15 protein-coding genes are annotated in these 17,719 nt (G+C 57.3%); 6 read left to right on the top strand and 9 right to left on the bottom strand.

Translation table 11 applies throughout. The features are described 5' to 3' along the window. Nucleotides 1-96: 96 nt before the first annotated feature. The gene (locus Q0915_RS24315; RefSeq protein ID WP_299480178.1) at nt 97-1,308 is read right to left on the bottom strand and encodes a L,D-transpeptidase; all 1,212 of its coding nucleotides are present in this window, start codon (nt 1,306-1,308) and stop codon (nt 97-99) included. A gap of 360 nt (nt 1,309-1,668) precedes the next feature. Continuing rightward, nucleotides 1,669-3,000, bottom strand: coding sequence for a dihydroorotase (locus Q0915_RS24320; protein ID WP_299480180.1), 1,332 nt, complete (start codon nt 2,998-3,000; stop codon nt 1,669-1,671). A gap of 177 nt (nt 3,001-3,177) precedes the next feature. Here Q0915_RS24320 and Q0915_RS24325 point away from each other — a divergent pair, with 177 nt between their 5' ends. From Q0915_RS24325 to Q0915_RS24345, 5 genes are all read left to right on the top strand, one after another. Then, the gene (locus Q0915_RS24325; protein WP_299480183.1) at nt 3,178-4,068 is read left to right on the top strand and encodes a folate-binding protein; all 891 of its coding nucleotides are present in this window, start codon (nt 3,178-3,180) and stop codon (nt 4,066-4,068) included. A gap of 24 nt (nt 4,069-4,092) precedes the next feature. Next, complete coding sequence (locus Q0915_RS24330; RefSeq protein ID WP_299480186.1) at nt 4,093-4,755, top strand: HD family hydrolase; 663 nt, start codon at nt 4,093-4,095, stop codon at nt 4,753-4,755. Between the two features lie 55 nt (nt 4,756-4,810). Next, nucleotides 4,811-5,317 carry a tyrosine protein phosphatase gene (locus tag Q0915_RS24335; protein WP_299480189.1) on the top strand — a complete coding sequence of 169 codons (507 nt, stop codon included), beginning with the start codon at nt 4,811-4,813 and terminating at the stop codon, nt 5,315-5,317. An 18-nt stretch (nt 5,318-5,335) separates the two neighbouring features. After that, the gene (locus Q0915_RS24340) at nt 5,336-6,319 is read left to right on the top strand and encodes an NAD regulator (protein ID WP_299480192.1); all 984 of its coding nucleotides are present in this window, start codon (nt 5,336-5,338) and stop codon (nt 6,317-6,319) included. A gap of 285 nt (nt 6,320-6,604) precedes the next feature. After that, complete coding sequence (locus tag Q0915_RS24345) at nt 6,605-7,807, top strand: cell wall hydrolase (RefSeq protein ID WP_299480195.1); 1,203 nt, start codon at nt 6,605-6,607, stop codon at nt 7,805-7,807. 19 nt (nt 7,808-7,826) lie between these two features. On the opposite strand, the gene Q0915_RS24350 is transcribed toward Q0915_RS24345, so the two are convergent. From Q0915_RS24350 to nadA, 4 genes are all read right to left on the bottom strand, one after another. Further along, nucleotides 7,827-8,330 (bottom strand): YqhA family protein, encoded by a 504-nt coding sequence (locus tag Q0915_RS24350; RefSeq protein WP_299480198.1) that lies wholly within the window; start codon nt 8,328-8,330, stop codon nt 7,827-7,829. Nucleotides 8,331-8,402: 72 nt separating this feature from the next. Then, entirely contained in the window at nt 8,403-9,266 is an 864-nt protein-coding gene (gene nadC, locus Q0915_RS24355; protein ID WP_299480201.1) for a carboxylating nicotinate-nucleotide diphosphorylase, read from the bottom strand. Nucleotides 9,267-9,280: 14 nt separating this feature from the next. Continuing rightward, nucleotides 9,281-10,882 (bottom strand): L-aspartate oxidase, encoded by a 1,602-nt coding sequence (locus Q0915_RS24360; protein ID WP_299480204.1) that lies wholly within the window; start codon nt 10,880-10,882, stop codon nt 9,281-9,283. Nucleotides 10,883-10,981: 99 nt separating this feature from the next. Beyond that, a complete protein-coding gene (nadA, locus tag Q0915_RS24365) occupies nt 10,982-12,064 on the bottom strand; it encodes a quinolinate synthase NadA (RefSeq protein ID WP_299480207.1) in 1,083 nt (360 codons plus the stop codon). Nucleotides 12,065-12,453: 389 nt separating this feature from the next. On the opposite strand from nadA, the gene Q0915_RS24370 reads away from it, so the two are divergent. Next, complete coding sequence (locus Q0915_RS24370) at nt 12,454-13,692, top strand: MFS transporter (RefSeq protein WP_299480210.1); 1,239 nt, start codon at nt 12,454-12,456, stop codon at nt 13,690-13,692. 77 nt (nt 13,693-13,769) lie between these two features. Here Q0915_RS24370 and Q0915_RS24375 read toward each other — a convergent pair whose 3' ends face one another. The 3 genes from Q0915_RS24375 to glyS all read right to left on the bottom strand — a co-directional run bounded on the left by Q0915_RS24375 (nt 13,770) and on the right by glyS (nt 17,616). Beyond that, nucleotides 13,770-14,804, bottom strand: coding sequence for a fatty acid desaturase (locus Q0915_RS24375; protein WP_299480213.1), 1,035 nt, complete (start codon nt 14,802-14,804; stop codon nt 13,770-13,772). Nucleotides 14,805-14,993: 189 nt separating this feature from the next. Beyond that, nucleotides 14,994-15,473 (bottom strand): GNAT family N-acetyltransferase, encoded by a 480-nt coding sequence (locus Q0915_RS24380; RefSeq protein ID WP_299480216.1) that lies wholly within the window; start codon nt 15,471-15,473, stop codon nt 14,994-14,996. Between the two features lie 55 nt (nt 15,474-15,528). Beyond that, nucleotides 15,529-17,616 carry a glycine--tRNA ligase subunit beta gene (gene glyS, locus Q0915_RS24385; protein ID WP_299480219.1) on the bottom strand — a complete coding sequence of 696 codons (2,088 nt, stop codon included), beginning with the start codon at nt 17,614-17,616 and terminating at the stop codon, nt 15,529-15,531. Nucleotides 17,617-17,719: the final 103 nt, after the last annotated feature.

The following is a 17,719-nucleotide window of genomic DNA, read 5'->3' on the forward strand; positions in this document are numbered from 1 at the left end:
GGTGACGTTCACGAGATATTGTGCACCTATCCGGATAATAAAAAAGCCCCCCGCAAGCTGCGAGGGGCTTCTTCTGGTTTCGAAGGTGTCTGCCGGTTACCTGGTGATTACGACAAAGTCGGTACCCAGGCCCGTATTCCGCTTGAAGCTCCGGTCTGTAATCGTCAACGACGTTCCCGGTGTGAGCATTTTGGAAAGCTCCTTGGCAACCTTTTCCGGAATGTCGACCCGATTCAGCAGATCGTCCGACTGGCCACCGCGCTCGCCTTCGGCTGAGACCGCAATCCATTCGACCGAATTGTCGCCCTCTTCAAAATCAAGCGCCGTGTAGACATGCGTGCCGATTTCCTGATCGATATTCTTGACCGAAACCGGCGCGGAATAGATGTCCGAGAACTTGCGGCGGACGCGCAGGATCGCATTGTGCGGCTTTTCGTATCCCGCCTCTTTATGAATGCGCGCAACCAGGGCGTCGGTGATACGACCGGTCACGGGAAGGTCGGCGCCTTCCTGGTAAAGGCGGATCGCAGCACGTGTTTTGCGACCGACGACGCCGTCGACCGGGCCGGCATTATAGCCCAACTGATTGAGAAGGCGCTGCATCACGCGCATCTTGCTCGGCAGCTTCTGCGGCGTGATGATCATGCGCAGCGGGCGGTCGAAATAGGGATTTTCCGGCTGTGCGACCGGCAGCGAGGCTTGCAGATTGGCCGGTTGAATCGCGCCACGCAGCGCAGGATCGGCCTCAATCGTCTCACCTGACAGGCTGGCGATCTCCGTTGCCGGAACGTAGGGCTGCGGCAGAATATCGTGTCGGATGGACTGTGGATTGGCAGCATCGCGCGTTACGACAACGTGCATGCCGCGCTCTGTCATGGAATAGAGCGACTTTGCAAAGGCACGCGGCAGGCGGATGCATCCATGCGATGCGGGATAGCCCGGAAGCTTACCGACATGCAGCGCAATACCCGACCACGTCAGCCGCTGCATGAAGGGCATCGGCGCATTGTCGTAAAGATTGGAGAAGTGCTTGCGGCGCTTTTCCAGGATCGAAAATACACCAGTGGGCGTGCTGTGTCCGCGCTTTCCGGAAGAAATCGGCGATACTTCGATCAGATCCAGGCCGCGATAGACCTTGATCTTTTGTTCCTTGATGGACACCAGCATGTGAAGCGGTGTTTCTCTTGCTGGTTCCTTTTCGGCATCCGCAGCATTGTCGCGGGCGACGGCCGCAGAAACTGATCCTGCTGAAAAGAGTGCGGCGGTTACCAGAAGGCCCATTCCGCGGGTACGCATAACTTGAAACATTTTTGACGACATCCCTGAGCTCTCCAACGCTAAACCCTTAAAGCTCGCAGAAAACTCTACTTAAAACCCTTTTAGATCGGGTTAGGAAACACGGTTACCCGTTGGTTTCCCTCGCCCGTTTGCAATTTGACACTGGCACCTTAGCCAGCTTCTTGCTGTTATTCACATCACAAATTGTACAGATCGGTTTCAACACCAGAGGCATTTCGGTCGCGACGAACGGGCATTGACGCGCACACCGGGATGGTGCCGCGACTGAATTCCACGCCACGTAACGTCACTTTCTGAAGACCAACAAACGGTCCTTGAAAGCGTCACGCAAATTGGCAAACCGCTCTTTTGAGCATTCGGCAATCTGCCTTACGACTTCAGTCCGTCCTGAAAGACAACCGCTTCACCGCGCGAGGGCGTAGAGAGCTCACCTTCCCACATCACCCGCTGGCCGCGCACGATGGTACCGACGGGCCAACCGGTCACTGACTTGCCGTCATAAGGAGTCCAGCCGCATTTCGATGCGATCCAGTCGTTGCGAATGGTCTCGGTCCGCTTGAGATCGACAACCGTGAAGTCGGCATCATAACCAACGGCAATCCGTCCCTTGCGGGATGTCTGGAAAAGGCGTGCCGGACCGGCGCTTGTCATATCGACAAACCTGGCGAGGCTGAGACGACCGGCATTTACATGATCCAGCATGATGGGGACCAGGGTCTGCACGCCAGTCATGCCAGACGGCGACGCCGGGTAGGTTTTCTGCTTTTCTTCCAGAAGATGCGGCGCATGATCGGAGCCGAAAATATCAAGAATGCCCTGCTGCAATCCCCACCAGAGACGTTCGGAATGTCGGGCCGCGCGCACAGGCGGGTTCATTTGAACGAGTGTTCCAAGGCGCTGATACGCTTCGTCCGTCAAAGTAAGATGGTGAGGTGTTACCTCGATGGACGCGACATCCTTGTGATCGATCAGATAGTCGACTTCCTCGGCCGTGGAAAGATGGAGAATATGGATCTTGGCGCCGGTTTCGCGGGCAATACCGACAAGCCGCTGCGTGCACCGGAGAGCTGCAATCTCGTCACGCCAGACCGGATGCGAGCGCGGATCGCCTTCGACCCTCTCACCCTGGCGTTCGCGAAGACGGAATTCGTCTTCAGAATGGAAGGCTGCACGGCGGCGGGTCACGGACAGAATGTCCCGGACACCGTCATCGTCTTCCACCAGAAGGTCCCCGGTCGATGACCCCATGAACACCTTGATCCCGGCCGCGGCAGGCAAGCGTTCCAGGTCCGGGATGTCCTTGACGTTTTCCCGGGTCCCGCCAACCCAGAACGCAAAGTCGCAATGCATCCGGTGAAAAGCCCGCGAGACCTTGTCAGCCAGAGCGCTTTCGTTTGTGGTCAGCGGATTGGTATTCGGCATTTCAAACACCGATGTCACACCGCCCATCACCGCCGCGCGCGATCCCGATTCAAGGTCTTCCTTGTGATCGAGACCCGGTTCGCGAAAGTGCACCTGGGTGTCCATGACCCCCGGCAGCACATGAAGTCCGGTACAGTCGATCGTCTCTCCTGCCTGTGCCGAATCGAAAGTGCCGATCCCTGCGATCCTGCCGTTCCTGACAGCGACATCACGCAGTCCCTCGCCGTCCTGATTGACCACGACAGCGCCCTTCAGGATCAGGTCATAGGTGTCGCTCATGGGGTTTCCTCCGGCAATGAAATCGTATGGGGGATGTTGGTATCCCGGCTTATACGCGCCCGATTTCAAAAGAGCCAGATGCGGTGTATGAAATCATGACCTTGTCGAGCTTCGGCAAAAGACTTATTTCGCGGCTTAGACTTGTGCGCCATTCATCCAGCTTTTCGGGAGCTTCTCGTGCCGACCGCCAAAACAGCCCATCTCAGCGACCGAAGCCTGATCCGCGTTGCAGGCGAGGAAGCGCATCACTTTCTGCAAAACCTTGTGACCGCGGACATTGAGGATACGGACGCAAAGGGAGCATCCTCGGCGGCGCTCCTGACCCCGCAAGGAAAAATCCTCTTCGACTTTCTGATCTACAAAGTTCCGGGCGGATATCTTCTCGACGCTCCAGCTTCAATTGCGGGCGACCTCCTCAAGCGTCTGACATTTTACAGGCTGCGGTCGAAGGTGGAGCTTGATCTGCTTGGCGATGACACATGCGTCTACGCAATTTGGAACGGTGCTGTTTCACCTGACGGCGCCTTGCTGCATGTCACCGATCCCCGGTTGCCGGATCTTGGTGGGCGGGTTGTCGGACCGGCCGGTCTGTTTGACGCGCAAACCGATAGCGAAGCGGTAAGCGTTGAGGGCTACGACGCTCATCGGATCGCGTCAGGTGTTCCGGAAGGGCTCAAGGACTATGAGTATTCCGACATATTTCCGCATGATGCGGACCTTGACCAGCTCGGTGGCGTTTCCTTCACAAAGGGCTGCTATGTCGGCCAGGAAGTCGTTTCCAGAGTTCAGCACAGGGGTACGGCACGCAAGCGGTTTGTGCTTGTTGAAGGTGCCGACGCTTTGCCCGTCAAGGGAACACCCGTGCTGGCGGGTGACAAAGCCATAGGCGAACTCGGTTCGGCAATTGCTGCTGGCGGACGCAACATCGGTCTGGCGCTGCTTCGCCTTGACAAGACCGCGCAAGCCAAGGACAACGGCACCCCATTCCACTGCGGTGATACGGAAATCCAAGTCAGCATACCGGGTTGGGCAACGTTTGCCCTGCCGGAGCAAGTCGCCGCGGATTGAACCTGTCGATCTTGATTGTTGCCAATGCCCCAAGCTCCTTCCGATCAGACGCCGCGCGCATGGCAGCGCATGTTATCCGGCCGTCGCCTCGACCTGCTGGACCCCTCGCCGCTTGATGTCGAGATATCCGATATTGCCCACGGTCTTGCCAGGGTTGCGCGCTGGAACGGGCAGACATTCGGTGACCATGCCTTTTCTGTCGCGGAGCACAGTCTGATTGTCGAAGACATCGCGCTGAAGCTCAAACCGGATCTTTCGGCCGACTGGCGACTTGCCGTTCTGTTGCACGACGCACCCGAGTATGTGATCGGTGACATGATTTCGCCCTTCAAGACGGTGATCGGAGAGGCCTACAAGGCAGTCGAGGCACGGTTACAGGGAGCGATCCACCTGCGTTTCGGTCTGCCGGCCGAAATACCCGTTTCCATCAAAAAACTCATGAAACGCGCCGACATTATCTGCGCCTATTTCGAAGCGGTTGAACTCGCAGGCTTCGAGCAGGACGAAGCTGCCCGGATATTCGGACGTCCGCGCGGATTTGCAGCCGGCAAGAATGGTGATTTGCACTATGGACTGAAGCCATTGCCGGTTGCCGTGGCACAGGAAAAGTTCATGCAACGCTTTGAGGCCATCGAAAAGCTGCGCGAAGCTGGGAACAACCGCAAAAGGCAACATGCAAAGGCGTGACCTTCACGGCAAATAACCCTAATTTACCGGCAGATAGGAATAATCTGGTTCTGCCATGCTGCATGTTTGCTCGCTTTCAAAACTGAACGATACGGTCTCCGCGACGGGTGCGAAATCCGTTGTCACACTGATCAATGCCGAGATGGATGTTCCCACACCTACGGGCGTCCAACCGGAAAATCACCTCTTTCTCGCCTTCAACGATATTGTCGAACAGGTGGCAGGACTGACGCCACCGAACGAAAGTCATGTTGAAGACTTGCTGACTTTCGTCTCTGCGTGGGATCAGGAGGCGCCCCTGGTGATTCATTGCTGGGCCGGAATCAGCCGCTCGACGGCCGCAGCCTATGCGGCGGCTTGCGCTCTCAGTCGCGAGGCAGACGAATACCGCCTCGCGTACCTGCTACGCGAAGTGTCTCCTTCGGCAACACCCAACGCGCGCATCGTTGCGATGGCCGACAAACTGCTTGGCCGCGATGGCCGCATGATCGATGCCATAAGAGGTATCGGCCGCGGTGCAAATGCCTTTGAAGGCACGCCGTTTGTCATGCCAATCGACTAGGGTTTTTCAGGAGCATTCATGCCGAACAGACACGCCAGTATCGAGATCGGTTTGAATGCGGTGGTCGTCTCCGTTTCGGAAGGCGTACCGCAGATCGTGCATGTAACGGACGTTGAAAGCAACGCACTCGACAACCTGCCCTACGGCCCGTTTGACCCTATCCACCACCGGACATTCGAGATCGGGCTCAGGACATGGGTGGAAAGCCAGACGGCGCTTAGCCTGGGCTATGTGGAGCAGCTTTACACATTCGGCGATCGCGGCCGGCACAGAGTGAGCGGTGACGAGGGACCACACGTGGTCTCTGTCGGTTACCTGGCGCTGACACGTCAAACAGCGGATTCTGAAAACACCCTGGCGCGGCACAACTCCGCCTGGCGTTCCTGGTATGACTATTTTCCCTGGGAGGACTGGCGCAGCGGCAGACCGCCGGTTCTTGACGACGAAATCCTTCCCGCGCTCGAGGCCTGGACGCTGGAGACGCCACCGGCGGGTGAGCCCCCGAAACCACTCAGCCGGCAGGAACGCGTGCGCCTTGCGTTTGGCCTGGAGGCACCCCACTGGGACGAAGAAAGAGCGCTGGAGCGGTACGAACTGCTTTATGAAGCCGGCCTTTTGCGGGAAGCCGAACGCGACGGCAGACCGGCTGCCCTGGCAAGAAATACGCTTCCCTTTCTGGGTGTCGCGATGCGCTTTGATCATCGCCGGGTACTGGCAACGGCGATTTCCCGACTGCGAGGAAAGCTGAAATACCGTCCCGTGATCTTCGAACTGATGCCGGAAGTCTTTACGCTGACCGAACTCCAGACATCGGTGGAAGCCATTTCGGGCCGTCACCTGCACAAGCAGAATTTTCGAAGGCTCGTCGAAAATGCGGATCTGGTCGAACCAACCGGTGCCACATCAACGGCAACCGGTGGACGCCCGGCAGCCCTTTTCCGTTTCCGCCATCAGCTGATGAGCGAACGCCCTGCACCAGGCCTGCGGGTTGGCGGCCGTTAGGAACTCGTTAAGCAATTGCCCCAGTAAAACGCATGTGATCAAAGCTCAACGCCTTGTTCTATTAACCATAACGCCTCTACAGGCAGAAAAAAATACGCGAAAACGCTTCAAATTCGCTCTCATTAACGGTCTTTCAAGGTTAAGCGCACATGCTCATCTCCGGCGCTGCTGTTTACAGAGCGTTAGTGCTTGTCGTCCGGCACCCCGGCGCGGTGTGTAACGAGTTGGAGTTGGCTGCGTATGTTTGGCCCAGTTTCCCGCAATGGAAAGCGGTTCTCTTCGAAAGTGACACAGATATCTATTCCGGCCCGGGACCACTTGCGCCGCCTGAAATACGTGCTTGCTGCGAGCCCCCTACTCTATTTCGGACTAGGCGGTTCCATCGGCGACCAGGACATTTTCGCACTGATCAACGCGCGGCATGACCAGTCACCACGCTGGATGATGGCGCTCGAGCCCGCGAACTTCACCACCAAGGTCACGCCGAAGCTGGCGCTCGGAACTCCGGTTGTGCCCGACTATACCAACACACCGGTCCTGACGCTTACTTCAGCAGAAGAGGGCGTGGAGAAGAGACCGCTCTATGGCCTCGACGACGTTTTCGCGAGTGCGCGGCCAAACGATGTCCCGGATGAGATCGCCACCAACAAGGCGGGCAAAGGCAATCGCCTTATAACGGTTGCGCCCGACCGCCAGATGGTCGAGCGGGCAGCCGGCAATGTCTACGCGATGTCGAGCCTTATCTCGAACGAGAAAAAACACAAAGACCTTCCGCGCGTTGCTTTTGTCAAACCGGCGCCGCTCGACAGCCAGGAATCGTCCCGCCTGGCAAAGGCCCGCGAAGACGGTCTTCTTGAAGACGGCCCGCTTGACCTGCAAAAGGTGATGATGGCCCGCAACGCTGCAGCCGCGAGTTTCTCGCTTGTCTCCGCCTACGCGCCTGAAAGGGTCAAGGAAACCAAGGATCCGTTCAACGCCTTGTTTGGCGCAGCGAAATACGAGCAGGAACCGCCGCCGCCTGAGGATCCGAACAACCCCCACTGGTGGGCACAAAAACCTCTGCCGCTTTCTGTCGGAACTAAAAAAGAACAGCGCTGCCTTGCCGAAGCCATCTACTTCGAAGCGCGCGGTGAAACGGAAGAAGGGCAAGTCGCGGTCGCTCAGGTTGTCCTGAATCGCGTGAAGAACCCGTCCTATCCGAATTCCATCTGCGGTGTCGTCTATCAGAACAAGCACAAGCGCAACCGCTGCCAGTTCTCATTCGCATGCGACGGGATCAAGGACCGCATTTCAAGCAAAGGCGCATGGAAGACGGCGCAGCGGCTCGCCCGGGAAGTATCTGACGGCAAGCAGTATCTGAAGATGGTAGATGCCTCGACGCATTATCACGCGACATATGTGAGCCCGCGGTGGGCACGCTCCATGGCCAAGCGCGGCCAGGTCGGGCTGCATATTTTCTATAAGACCTATGCCGGTGGCTGGAACTGATCCAGCCCTCCTCAAAAATTCAGTCGTTCGTCCGGAAAACGTTCGTCACGACATATGTCGCCAGAAGCACAAGGTGAAAACCGAGCAGCGCGGCCACTTGAAGCGGGTTGATCTGTGAAAACTCCAGCAATTCGCTCAGAACATGGATCGAGGCGATGATCACGACCGTCGAGACGATCCGGTGTTTCATGCGCCGGTAGGCCCTTTCGCTTTCCTTGATAAAACCCTCGCCGTAGGCCGAGGCCTTCAGTTTGAACGTGTTGTAGGTGTTGTTGGCCACCATCACGACCAGATTGGCGATGAACACCATGTCCAACAGGTTCAAAATCAGAAGGATGGTCTTTTTCCGATCCAGAAATTCGTACGTCGCGATGGCGTCGTATATGTCGATGAAGAAGGTAATAAGAAACAGGACCATGCCAACGGACAGTCCAATCAGCATCGGAATCTGTGCCAACTGGGTCAACCTATGAGCAAGGTCGAAGTCGTTTGAAGGCTCGGCAGCCGGTTTCTGCTCGCTCATCGCGCTTCCAAATTCTCAAGAGACAGTTTTGTGCCTCGCACGCTAATTTGGTCGCGCGCTGCAATCAACATGTTAGCTCATCTCGATATCGAGGCCGAGATCCAGCACTGGCGCTGAATGCGTGATCCAACCCGTTGAAATCAGATCAACGCCGGCTTCCGCGACGCTCTTCACCGTATCAAGTTCAATTCCGCCCGACGCTTCCAGCAAGGCTCGTCCATCGGTCAGAGCGACCGCCTCGCGCAGCGTTTCGGGCGACATGTTGTCGAGCATGATCACATCGGGAGCGGCGTCCAAAGCTTCGCGAAGCTGTTCAAGCGTGTCGACTTCAACCTCGATCTTTACAAGGTGCCCGGCAAAGGCCTTGGCTGCCTCGATCGCTTTCCGCACCCCTCCGGCAACCGCGATATGGTTGTCCTTGATCAGGATGGCATCGTCGAGCCCAAAGCGGTGGTTGGCCCCGCCGCCGCATTTCACCGCGTATTTTTCGAACGCGCGCAGACCCGGCGTTGTTTTGCGGGTGCAGACGATTTTCGCCTTTGTGTGCTGAATCGCCTCGGCAAACCGGCTTGTTGCCGTCGCGATGCCCGACAGGTGACCGACGAAGTTCAGGGCAACACGTTCCGCCGACAGCAGCGCACGAGCCGGTCCCTGAATGCGGGCAACGGTCTCTTTTGGCGACAGGTGGTCGCCGTCGTGTTTGGTGGCTTCGAAAATCAGGCCTTTGTCCGTTTGGAGAAATGCGCTCGCGGCAAATGCGAGCCCGCAAAGCACGCCTGGTTTGCGCGCGGCAATTGCCGCGCTGGCGCGGGCTGACTTCGGAAGGGTTGCCTGGCTGGTAATATCTCCGGCCCGGCCCCAGTCTTCAAGAAGCGCAGACTTTACAGCCTCTTGCACCAACAGGTCAGGAAGGTGGGGAAGCAGCATGTCGTTCATGTCTTCACGTCCTTTCAGGCCGATTCCAAAGCACCGGAGGAGATTGCTTGGACCTCTTTCAAGCTGATGTAGGACCGCTTTGCCATATCCGGGTTTTCGTCCGGAAAATCCCTGCGGAAGTGGCCGCCTCTGCTCTCCTGACGCTTCAATGCTGATGCGGCGATGATCTTGCCGGTGATCATCATGTTCTTGATCGACTGGCGCACACAGGTTTTTTCTGCCTCTGCGATATCAGACAGCGCCGTCTTCAATCCTTTTTCGTCGCGTAGAACACCGACGTTTTTCGACAAGGTGTCGCGAAGAACGGTAATCGCCCCGCGCTCTTCGACGTTGCGCTGGCTCGGCAAACCCGGTGCGTCGTCCATCTCGTCCCAGAATGCGCTTCTAGGCGTTGGCATGAGGCCTTGGATATCTTCAGCAATGCGCGCCGCGAAGACGACCGCTTCAAGGAGCGAGTTGGATGCGAGCCTGTTTGCGCCATGCGCTCCGGTTGAAGCCACCTCGCCTGCGGCCCAAAGACCGTCCAGGGACGTGCGCCCGTTCGCGTCCGTCAGCACTCCGCCCATATGATAATGTTCGGCCGGTGCAATCGGGAGCGGCTGTTTTTCGGGGTCGATGCCGGCTGAGGTCGCTGCGGCATATACGGTTGGAAACTCGTCCTTGAATTTCGAGCCGATGGCTTCACGGCAATCGAGAAACGCGCCGCGACCTTCCTCGATTTCCCTGAAGATTGCCCTGGCGACAATGTCGCGCGGCGCGAGCTCCCGATCTGGATGGACCCCGTCCATAAACCGTTCGCCCGCCTTGTTGACCAGAAACGCGCCTTCGCCGCGCAAAGCTTCGGTTGCCAGGGGTGCCGGGTCTTTGCCGACATCAAGCGCAGTCGGGTGGAACTGAACGAATTCGGCATCGGCAATGACGGCACCTGCGCGTGCCGCCATTGCAAGGCCATGGCCATTGGCTTCCGGCGGATTGGTCGTCAGGCCGTAAAGATGGCCGACGCCGCCGGATGCCAGGACAACTGCCTTTGCCGGAAATGCCATACGCGAAATGCCGCCCCGCCGGCGCACCAGAACGCCTGTCACATAGCGGCCCTCACCGAGAAAACTCTCGCCGATGTAACCTTCCAGGACACGGATCGACGGCGTTTTTCGAACGGCATCAAGCAAGGCGTCCATGATCGCACGACCCGCCATGTCGCCGCGCACGCGCACAACACGGCTTTGCGAGTGAGCCGCCTCGCGGGAAAGCTGAAGGCGCCCTTCCAGGTCCTGGTCGAACGGCACGCCGTAGGACAGGAGATCATGAACCCGCGCACTTCCCTCCCGGGTCATCTGGTCGACGATTTTCGGTTCGCCGATGCCGCACCCTGCGGCCAGCGTGTCGTCCCGGTGCTTTTCCACCGAGTCCTGTTCAGAGATCGCAGCTGCGATCCCGCCTTGCGCCCAGGCAGAGGACGCGCCCTGCCCGATCGGCGCATTGGTGATGACCGTGACAGGCCGGGGGCTCAGCTTGAGGGCGCAGAAGAGGCCGGCGAGCCCGCCTCCCAATATGACGACATCGTCCACATCCTTGCCGAAATAGGCAGGTACGAAATCCTCAACCGACACGGCCATTGGAAACTTCCTGGAGCTGTGGGCATAGCCCGAAAGATCATCCGGACCCTCAACCTGAAGGACCGGAAGAATGCATTGCGCGGTTTAGCCCAAGGCGGGTCAGATTTTCAAGTTGATCATCCGCTCAACGGCTGTCCGCGCGCGATCCGCGATAGCGGGATCCACAATCACCTCTTCCTTCATCTCAAGGAGGCTGTCGAGGATCTTGCCGAGCGTGATGCGCTTCATGTGCGGACACAAATTGCACGGACGTATATAGTTGACGCCCGGTGTTTCGCTGGCAACGTTGTCCGCCATGGAACACTCGGTGACCATCATGACCTTTTCCGGCCGCTTGGTCTTAACCCAGTTGATCATATGCGCCGTGGATCCGGCAAAGTCGGCTTCAGCGACCACCTCCGGCGGGCATTCCGGATGCGCGATGATTTTCACATCCGGCTCGACACGCCTGTAATCACGAAGCTCCTCGGCGGTAAACCGCTCGTGAACTTCACACGCTCCGTCCCAGACCAGCACTTCAACATCGGTCTTGTTGCCGACATTGGCTGCCAGATACTTGTCGGGAATGAGGAAGACCCTGTCGACCCCAAAGCTCTCGACCACCTGAAGTGCGTTTGACGACGTGCAGCAGATATCGCATTCCGCCTTCACATCCGCGGACGTGTTCACATAGGTGATGATCGGGACGCCCGGATTGCGCTCACGCAGGGCGCGCACGTCGGCACCGGTGATCGATTCAGCGAGCGAGCATCCGGCGCGCATGTCGGGAATAAGAACCGTCTTTTCCGGACTCAGGATCTTGGAGGTTTCCGCCATGAAATGAACGCCACACTGAACGATCACGTCGGCGTCGGTGCGCGTTGCCTCAATGGCAAGCTGCAGGCTGTCTCCAACAATGTCCGCAACGCCATGGTAGATATCCGGCGTCATGTAGTTATGGGCCAGGATCACAGCATTACGCTCTTTCTTGAGCCCGTTGATCGCGTGGATCGTGGGAGCAAGAGCCGCCCATTCAATGGCCGGAATGAAATGCTTCACCTTCTCGTAAATGGGAGCAGTCGCCTCCGCGACTTCGGGCGTATAGCTGAGATCCGGACGTTTCACCGGTCCAAAGCGCTCCAGCGCTGTCAGGCCGGTCGTGACTGGTTCGGAAACCGAATAGGCTGTCTGGGCAACTGTCATGGCGCCCCCTCCTTCATGCAGGTTGAAACTCACGCTTCAACTTACGAGACTTTATACTCATGTTGAGCATATACCCCACAAAAGAAAACGGGCACCGTGGCCCATACCTTTTGCTCTTTCAGAGTTTATATAAGCGGTACGTGACCAAAAATCCATCACTTTCCGTCTTGTTTTTTTCAGACAGTTTTTTCCGCTTAAGTTTCAGATAGTTGGAGGAAATTTTTTTGCCACGATTGTAGCCAGCTAATGAAACAGCCGGTCCCGCCGTTTATCCGATGTCCTGTTATTGAAAGTCCCATTCCCTTTTTTGATCCAACGATCAAAATTTCGCGTTTTACGATTTTGGGTAAGCAGCTATCTTGTCGGCAACTCACGATAAGAGGTTCTAGATGACAGCCGCATCAACGCCCGCCCGCACAGGTCCCAACATACCTCTCATCATTGTCTGCGGCTGTCTGATCGCGCTCATATCCTTCGGGCCTCGCGCAGCAATGGGGCTGTTCTTCCAACCGATGACGGAAGCTCGTGACTGGAGCCGGGAGCTCTTCGCACTCGCCATTGCCATCCAGAACCTTGTCTGGGGGATCGGTCAGCCCTTCGCGGGCATGATGGCCGATCGATACGGCACCTGGAAAACCATGTCGCTCGGCTCTGTGCTTTATGCGGCGGGACTGCTGCTGATGGTCGATGCCCAAAGTGCTGTCGCGTTGCATATCTCGGCGGGTGTCCTGATCGGGCTTGGAATCGCCTTTTCGTCGTTTTCACTCGTACTGGCGGCCTTTGGCCGGAGCGTCTCTGCGCAGCAACGCTCGCTGGCATTTGGAATTGGAACCGCATCCGGTTCCCTCGGGCAATTTCTCTTCGCACCGCTTGGCGGCGCACTTATCGCCAATATCGGCTGGCAGCAAACGTTGATCATCTTTGCCGGGATTGTGGCCATAGTCCCTCTGCTGGCCGTCGCCTTGCGGGGCAAACCGTCACAACCGTCCGCCGGAACTGCTCAAGAAAACGATCAGAAACTCCCCGATGCGATCGCGGAGGCCTTTGGAACCAGGGGCTTTATCCTTTTAGCCATTGGCTTTTTTGTTTGCGGTTTTCATGTTGCCTTCATCACCATTCACCTCCCGCCATACATAGTGGATCTCGGAATGGACCTTAGCTGGGGGGCTTGGGCAATCGCGCTCATCGGACTATTCAATATCGTCGGCTCGCTCGCGTCAGGCTATGGCGGTGGCCGTTATTCAAAACCGATTCTACTGTCACTGATCTACCTTGGCCGATCTGCGGCCATTCTGGCTTTCATCATCCTGCCGATTTCGCCCGCAACGGTGCTGGTGTTTTCTGCGGTGATGGGGCTGCTTTGGCTCTCAACCATTCCGCTGACCTCGGGGCTGGTCGCAGTCATGTTCGGGCCGCGCTACATGGCAACGCTTTTCGGCTTTGTTTTCCTGTCTCACCAGATCGGCGCTTTTTTAGGTGTCTGGCTTGGCGGCAGACTTTTTGACCAAACCGGGTCTTACGACGCCATCTGGTGGTGCGGCATCGTGCTTGGCATTCTGGCGGCGATCATACATTGGCCGATCGAGGAAAAACCTGTGCCAAGGCTCGCACAGCAGCCGGCGGAATGATGAAAGGCGCAATTCGCGCAAGGGCGAACAAAATCCATTGAGCGCGCCGCGATAAAAACAAAAGCAATTGTCCCGGCTTATCCGAGCAGAGGCTTTGCCTGCGCAAACGACAACAACCGTCTGGATTCTTCATCCCACAGGTGTAGGCGGATAGTGGCAAGACTCTGCCGGATGGTCATGCAGTTGCGTTCCGCCAGATCCTTGTGATCCTTAAGCACTTCCGGAAGCCGATAGAATGGAATGCGGCTATTGAGATGATGCACGTGATGGATACCGATATTGGCGCTGGACCACCTCAACACCGGTGGCAGCACATAGTGTGAGCTTCCGTGCAGGGCAGCGTCATGCAGTTGCCAGTCCTCTTCCGCGTCCCAATGCGTCGTCTCGAACTGGTGCTGAACGTAAAACAACCAAACGCCCAGCGTCGCTGCAAGAATTGTCGTTGGGAAAAAAATCAGCAGGATCGGCATCCAGCCGCCAAAGTTCAGAATAAGAGCCAGGGCCACAACGATCGCAAGATTTGTCGCCATGGCGTATACCCAATATCTGAAGCTGGCCATATAGCCGAAGGGCAAGCGGTTCTCCAAAAAGAACGTGTAGAACGGTCCGATGCCAAACATCACGAAGGGTGACCGATAGAGCCTGTACCAAAACCGGCCAAGCGGTGTCAGCGCACGATACTCAGCGACGGTCAATGTATGAATATCACCAATCCCCCGCTGGCCCAGATTTCCCGAGGAGCTATGGTGCAACGCATGTGACCGGCGCCAGACATCATAGGGTGTCAATGTCAGAACCCCTATTGCCCGGCCCAGCCAGTCGCTGACTGCACGGTTTTTGAAAAACGACCCGTGCCCGCAATCGTGCTGGATCGCGAAAAGTCGAACAAGAAAAGCGGCGTTGATCAGGGAGATAACTGCGGAGAGCCAGTAGCTGACATCGAGTGACAGCCAGGCCAAAATCCACAGAAACAAGAATGGCACCGCCGTTACTGCGAGCTCAAAGGAACTGCGAAGTGTGCTCGGTTCGCGATATCGCGCAAGGATAGCCACCCAGTCACGCGGCGCTCGGATTTTCGGCTCAGCGCCAGGGGCATCATCTAGTTCGCACATAAACCTGCTTCTTGTCATTCAACTTCCTACATAGACAGTTGAAGAACGCTTGCAATGGTATTGTGCAACGTGAGGAAACAATTCTTTGTATATGCCCCGGAAAAACGCCCCTGCGTTGCATGTTGGTGAGCCTGCTACCAAACCACCGCTTCAAATTCGCGCATAAGGGCCGAGTCCGTTTCAAAGTTTTCAAGCTGGCGCAAAGCGTTTGGAGACCGTTTCGTCGCTGCTGCGGTAGTCCTCAAAACCCATGCGCGAATAATAGGCAATGCCGCCGGTGTTTTCCTTGCGGATCGTTGCATCGATAAATGAAACACCGGCTTTTCTGGCGGCTTCCGCCGTGCTTTCAAACAATGCGCGACCAATGCCTTTTCCGTGGATCTCCGGGTCGACATATGTTGCAATGACTGCCCAGTCGGCCGGTAATCTGTTCTCTCCAGGCCAAGTGGGATCACACCACAAAAGAGCCTGAAATCCGCAGACCTTTTGGTCCTCAACCGCAATGTGACAAGCGATTGCGAGCTCCGGAGCAATAAACTCGCTCATGATTTTCTTAGTGTCGAAACGGTCACGATAGGCGGTCGTGCCACCTATCGCGATAATGCGGTTAAGCAACGCTGCCATCTCATCGGCATCTTGCGGCGAAGCCGCACGAACTTCTATGGACAAAGCGCGTTCCTTCCCTGCTGCAATGCGTTATGGCAGCCTGTACCGATGTTCCGGATCAGCCTGAGACTTTCGAGAAATCGGCGACGACGTGGGTCGCGTCCCGGATCTCCGCGAGCAATTGCAAACGGTTTGTGCGCAGCGCGGGATCTTCCGCATTGACCAGAATGTCTTCGAAGAACCGGTCCACCGGCGCCCGCAGTTTCGAAAGGGCTTCCATCGCGCCTTCAAAGTTTTCCGACGAAACGGCGCTTTCGGTCTCGGCGCGAGCCGTACCGATCGCCGCGGCAAGGTCTATTTCTGCCTGCTCCTGGAAATGATCCGCGTGCGGTTTGCCCGATACCGGTGCACCGTCCTTCTTTTCTTCCGCTCTCAGGATGTTGACCGCACGCTTGTAACCCGCGAGGAGGTTTGCACCATCATCGGAGGATACGAAGTTGCCAAGCGCCTCGACGCGCTTGACGACCATCAGCAGGTCGTCCTGGTCTTCAAGGGCAAAGACCGCATCAATCAGATCGTGACGCGCACCCTCGTCCTTCAGGTGAACCTTCAGGCGGTCTCCAAAAAAGGAAAGGAGATCGGCGACCAGCGCGTCGGGATCAGCGACGCTTACATCAATCGGTTCGAGTGCAGACCGGATTGCATCGCCGAGGCGCAATCTGAGCCCATTCTCCAGAACGATCCGGATCACACCGAGAGCGGCACGGCGTAGGGCGTAAGGATCCTTCGAACCGGTCGGCTTTTCCTCGATCGCCCAAAAACCGGCGAGCAAATCCAGCTTCTCCGCGAGCGCGACAGCAATCGCAACAGGATCTACAGGAACCTGATCGCTCGGTCCCTGAGGCTTGTAGTGCTCTTCGATCGCTGTTGCCACGGATGCATCTTCGCCCTGCGCGGCCGCATAGTACCGCCCCATCAAACCTTGCAGCTCCGGGAACTCGAACACCATGTTGGAGACAAGGTCCGCCTTGGCAAGTTCTGCAGCCCGTTTTGCCTTGGCCTGATCCGCACCGACCAACGGAGCGAGCTCCCCCGACAAGGCGATCAGGCGCTCAACCCGTGCACCGACACTGCCGAGTTTTTCGTGGAACTTCACATCGTTCAGTTTTGGCAGGTTGTCGGAGAGCTGCGACTTGAGATCGGTGTCCCAGAAGAAACGAGCGTCCGACAATCGTGCACGGATGACCTTTTCATTTCCCGCGGCAATCAGCTTGCCGCCATCGTCGGCGACAATATTCGAGACCAGAACAAATCTGTTCGCCAGACGGCCCGATTGCGGATCCTTTAAAACAAAGCACTTCTGGTTGACCCGGATCGTGAGCTGGATGCACTCGTCCGGGATGTCCAGAAACTCCTCGTCAAAACTGCCTGTCAGGACGACCGGCCACTCGACAAGGCCGGCGACCTCTTCCAGGAGCCCGGCATCTTCAACCAGTTCCAGCCCCAGCGCGAGCGCACGATCCTTGGCATCGTTCAGGATAATGTCCTTGCGCCGATCCGCATCGAGAACGACCTTGTGCTTTTCCAGACCCATCGCGTAGTCGTCGAAGCGACGCACAGCGAAGGTCTCGTCCGCGAGGAAACGATGACCGCGTGTCGTCTTGCCCGAACGGATGCCATCGAACTCAAACGGCACCAGTTCCGGTTCTTCCGTTTCCGGTCCGAAGGTCGCAATGATGGAATGGAGCGGACGCACCCACCGGGTAGTTGCGGTCCCCCAGCGCATTGACTTCGGCCAGGGAAATCCCCGCAGAATTCCCGGCATGAATTCAGCGATGATCCCGATTGCGGACTGCCCGGGCTTCTCGATCACGGCAACGTAGAAATCGCCTTTTTTCGGGTCGCTTTGAACCGTTGCCTGGTCAATCGACTGAAGACCTGCTCCGCGCAGGAAACCCTCAACTGCCTTTTCCGGCGCACCGACGCGCGGCCCTTTGCGTTCTTCGCGCGTTGCTGCCGATCCGGCTGGAACGCCTGCCACGTGCAGCGCCAGCCGCCGCGGTGTCGCAAACGCCTTGGCGCCCTCATACGGCAGCCCCGCGTCCACCAGGGCATTGGTCACGAGGGTTTTAAGATCTTCGGCCGCCTTGCGTTGCATACGGGCCGGAATTTCTTCGCTGAAAAGTTCAAGCAGAAGATCGGGCATGGAAACTTTGGCCTTCGGTCTTGGTAGGATACGTCCGGAAACAGCAGTGCGTCCGTTACCAAGTCAACGGCGACTTGTCACCCCTTTTCCGGCTTTCAAGCAC

The sequence above is a fragment of the uncultured Roseibium sp. genome, from assembly GCF_947494555.1.
Taxonomy (GTDB): domain Bacteria; phylum Pseudomonadota; class Alphaproteobacteria; order Rhizobiales; family Stappiaceae; genus Roseibium.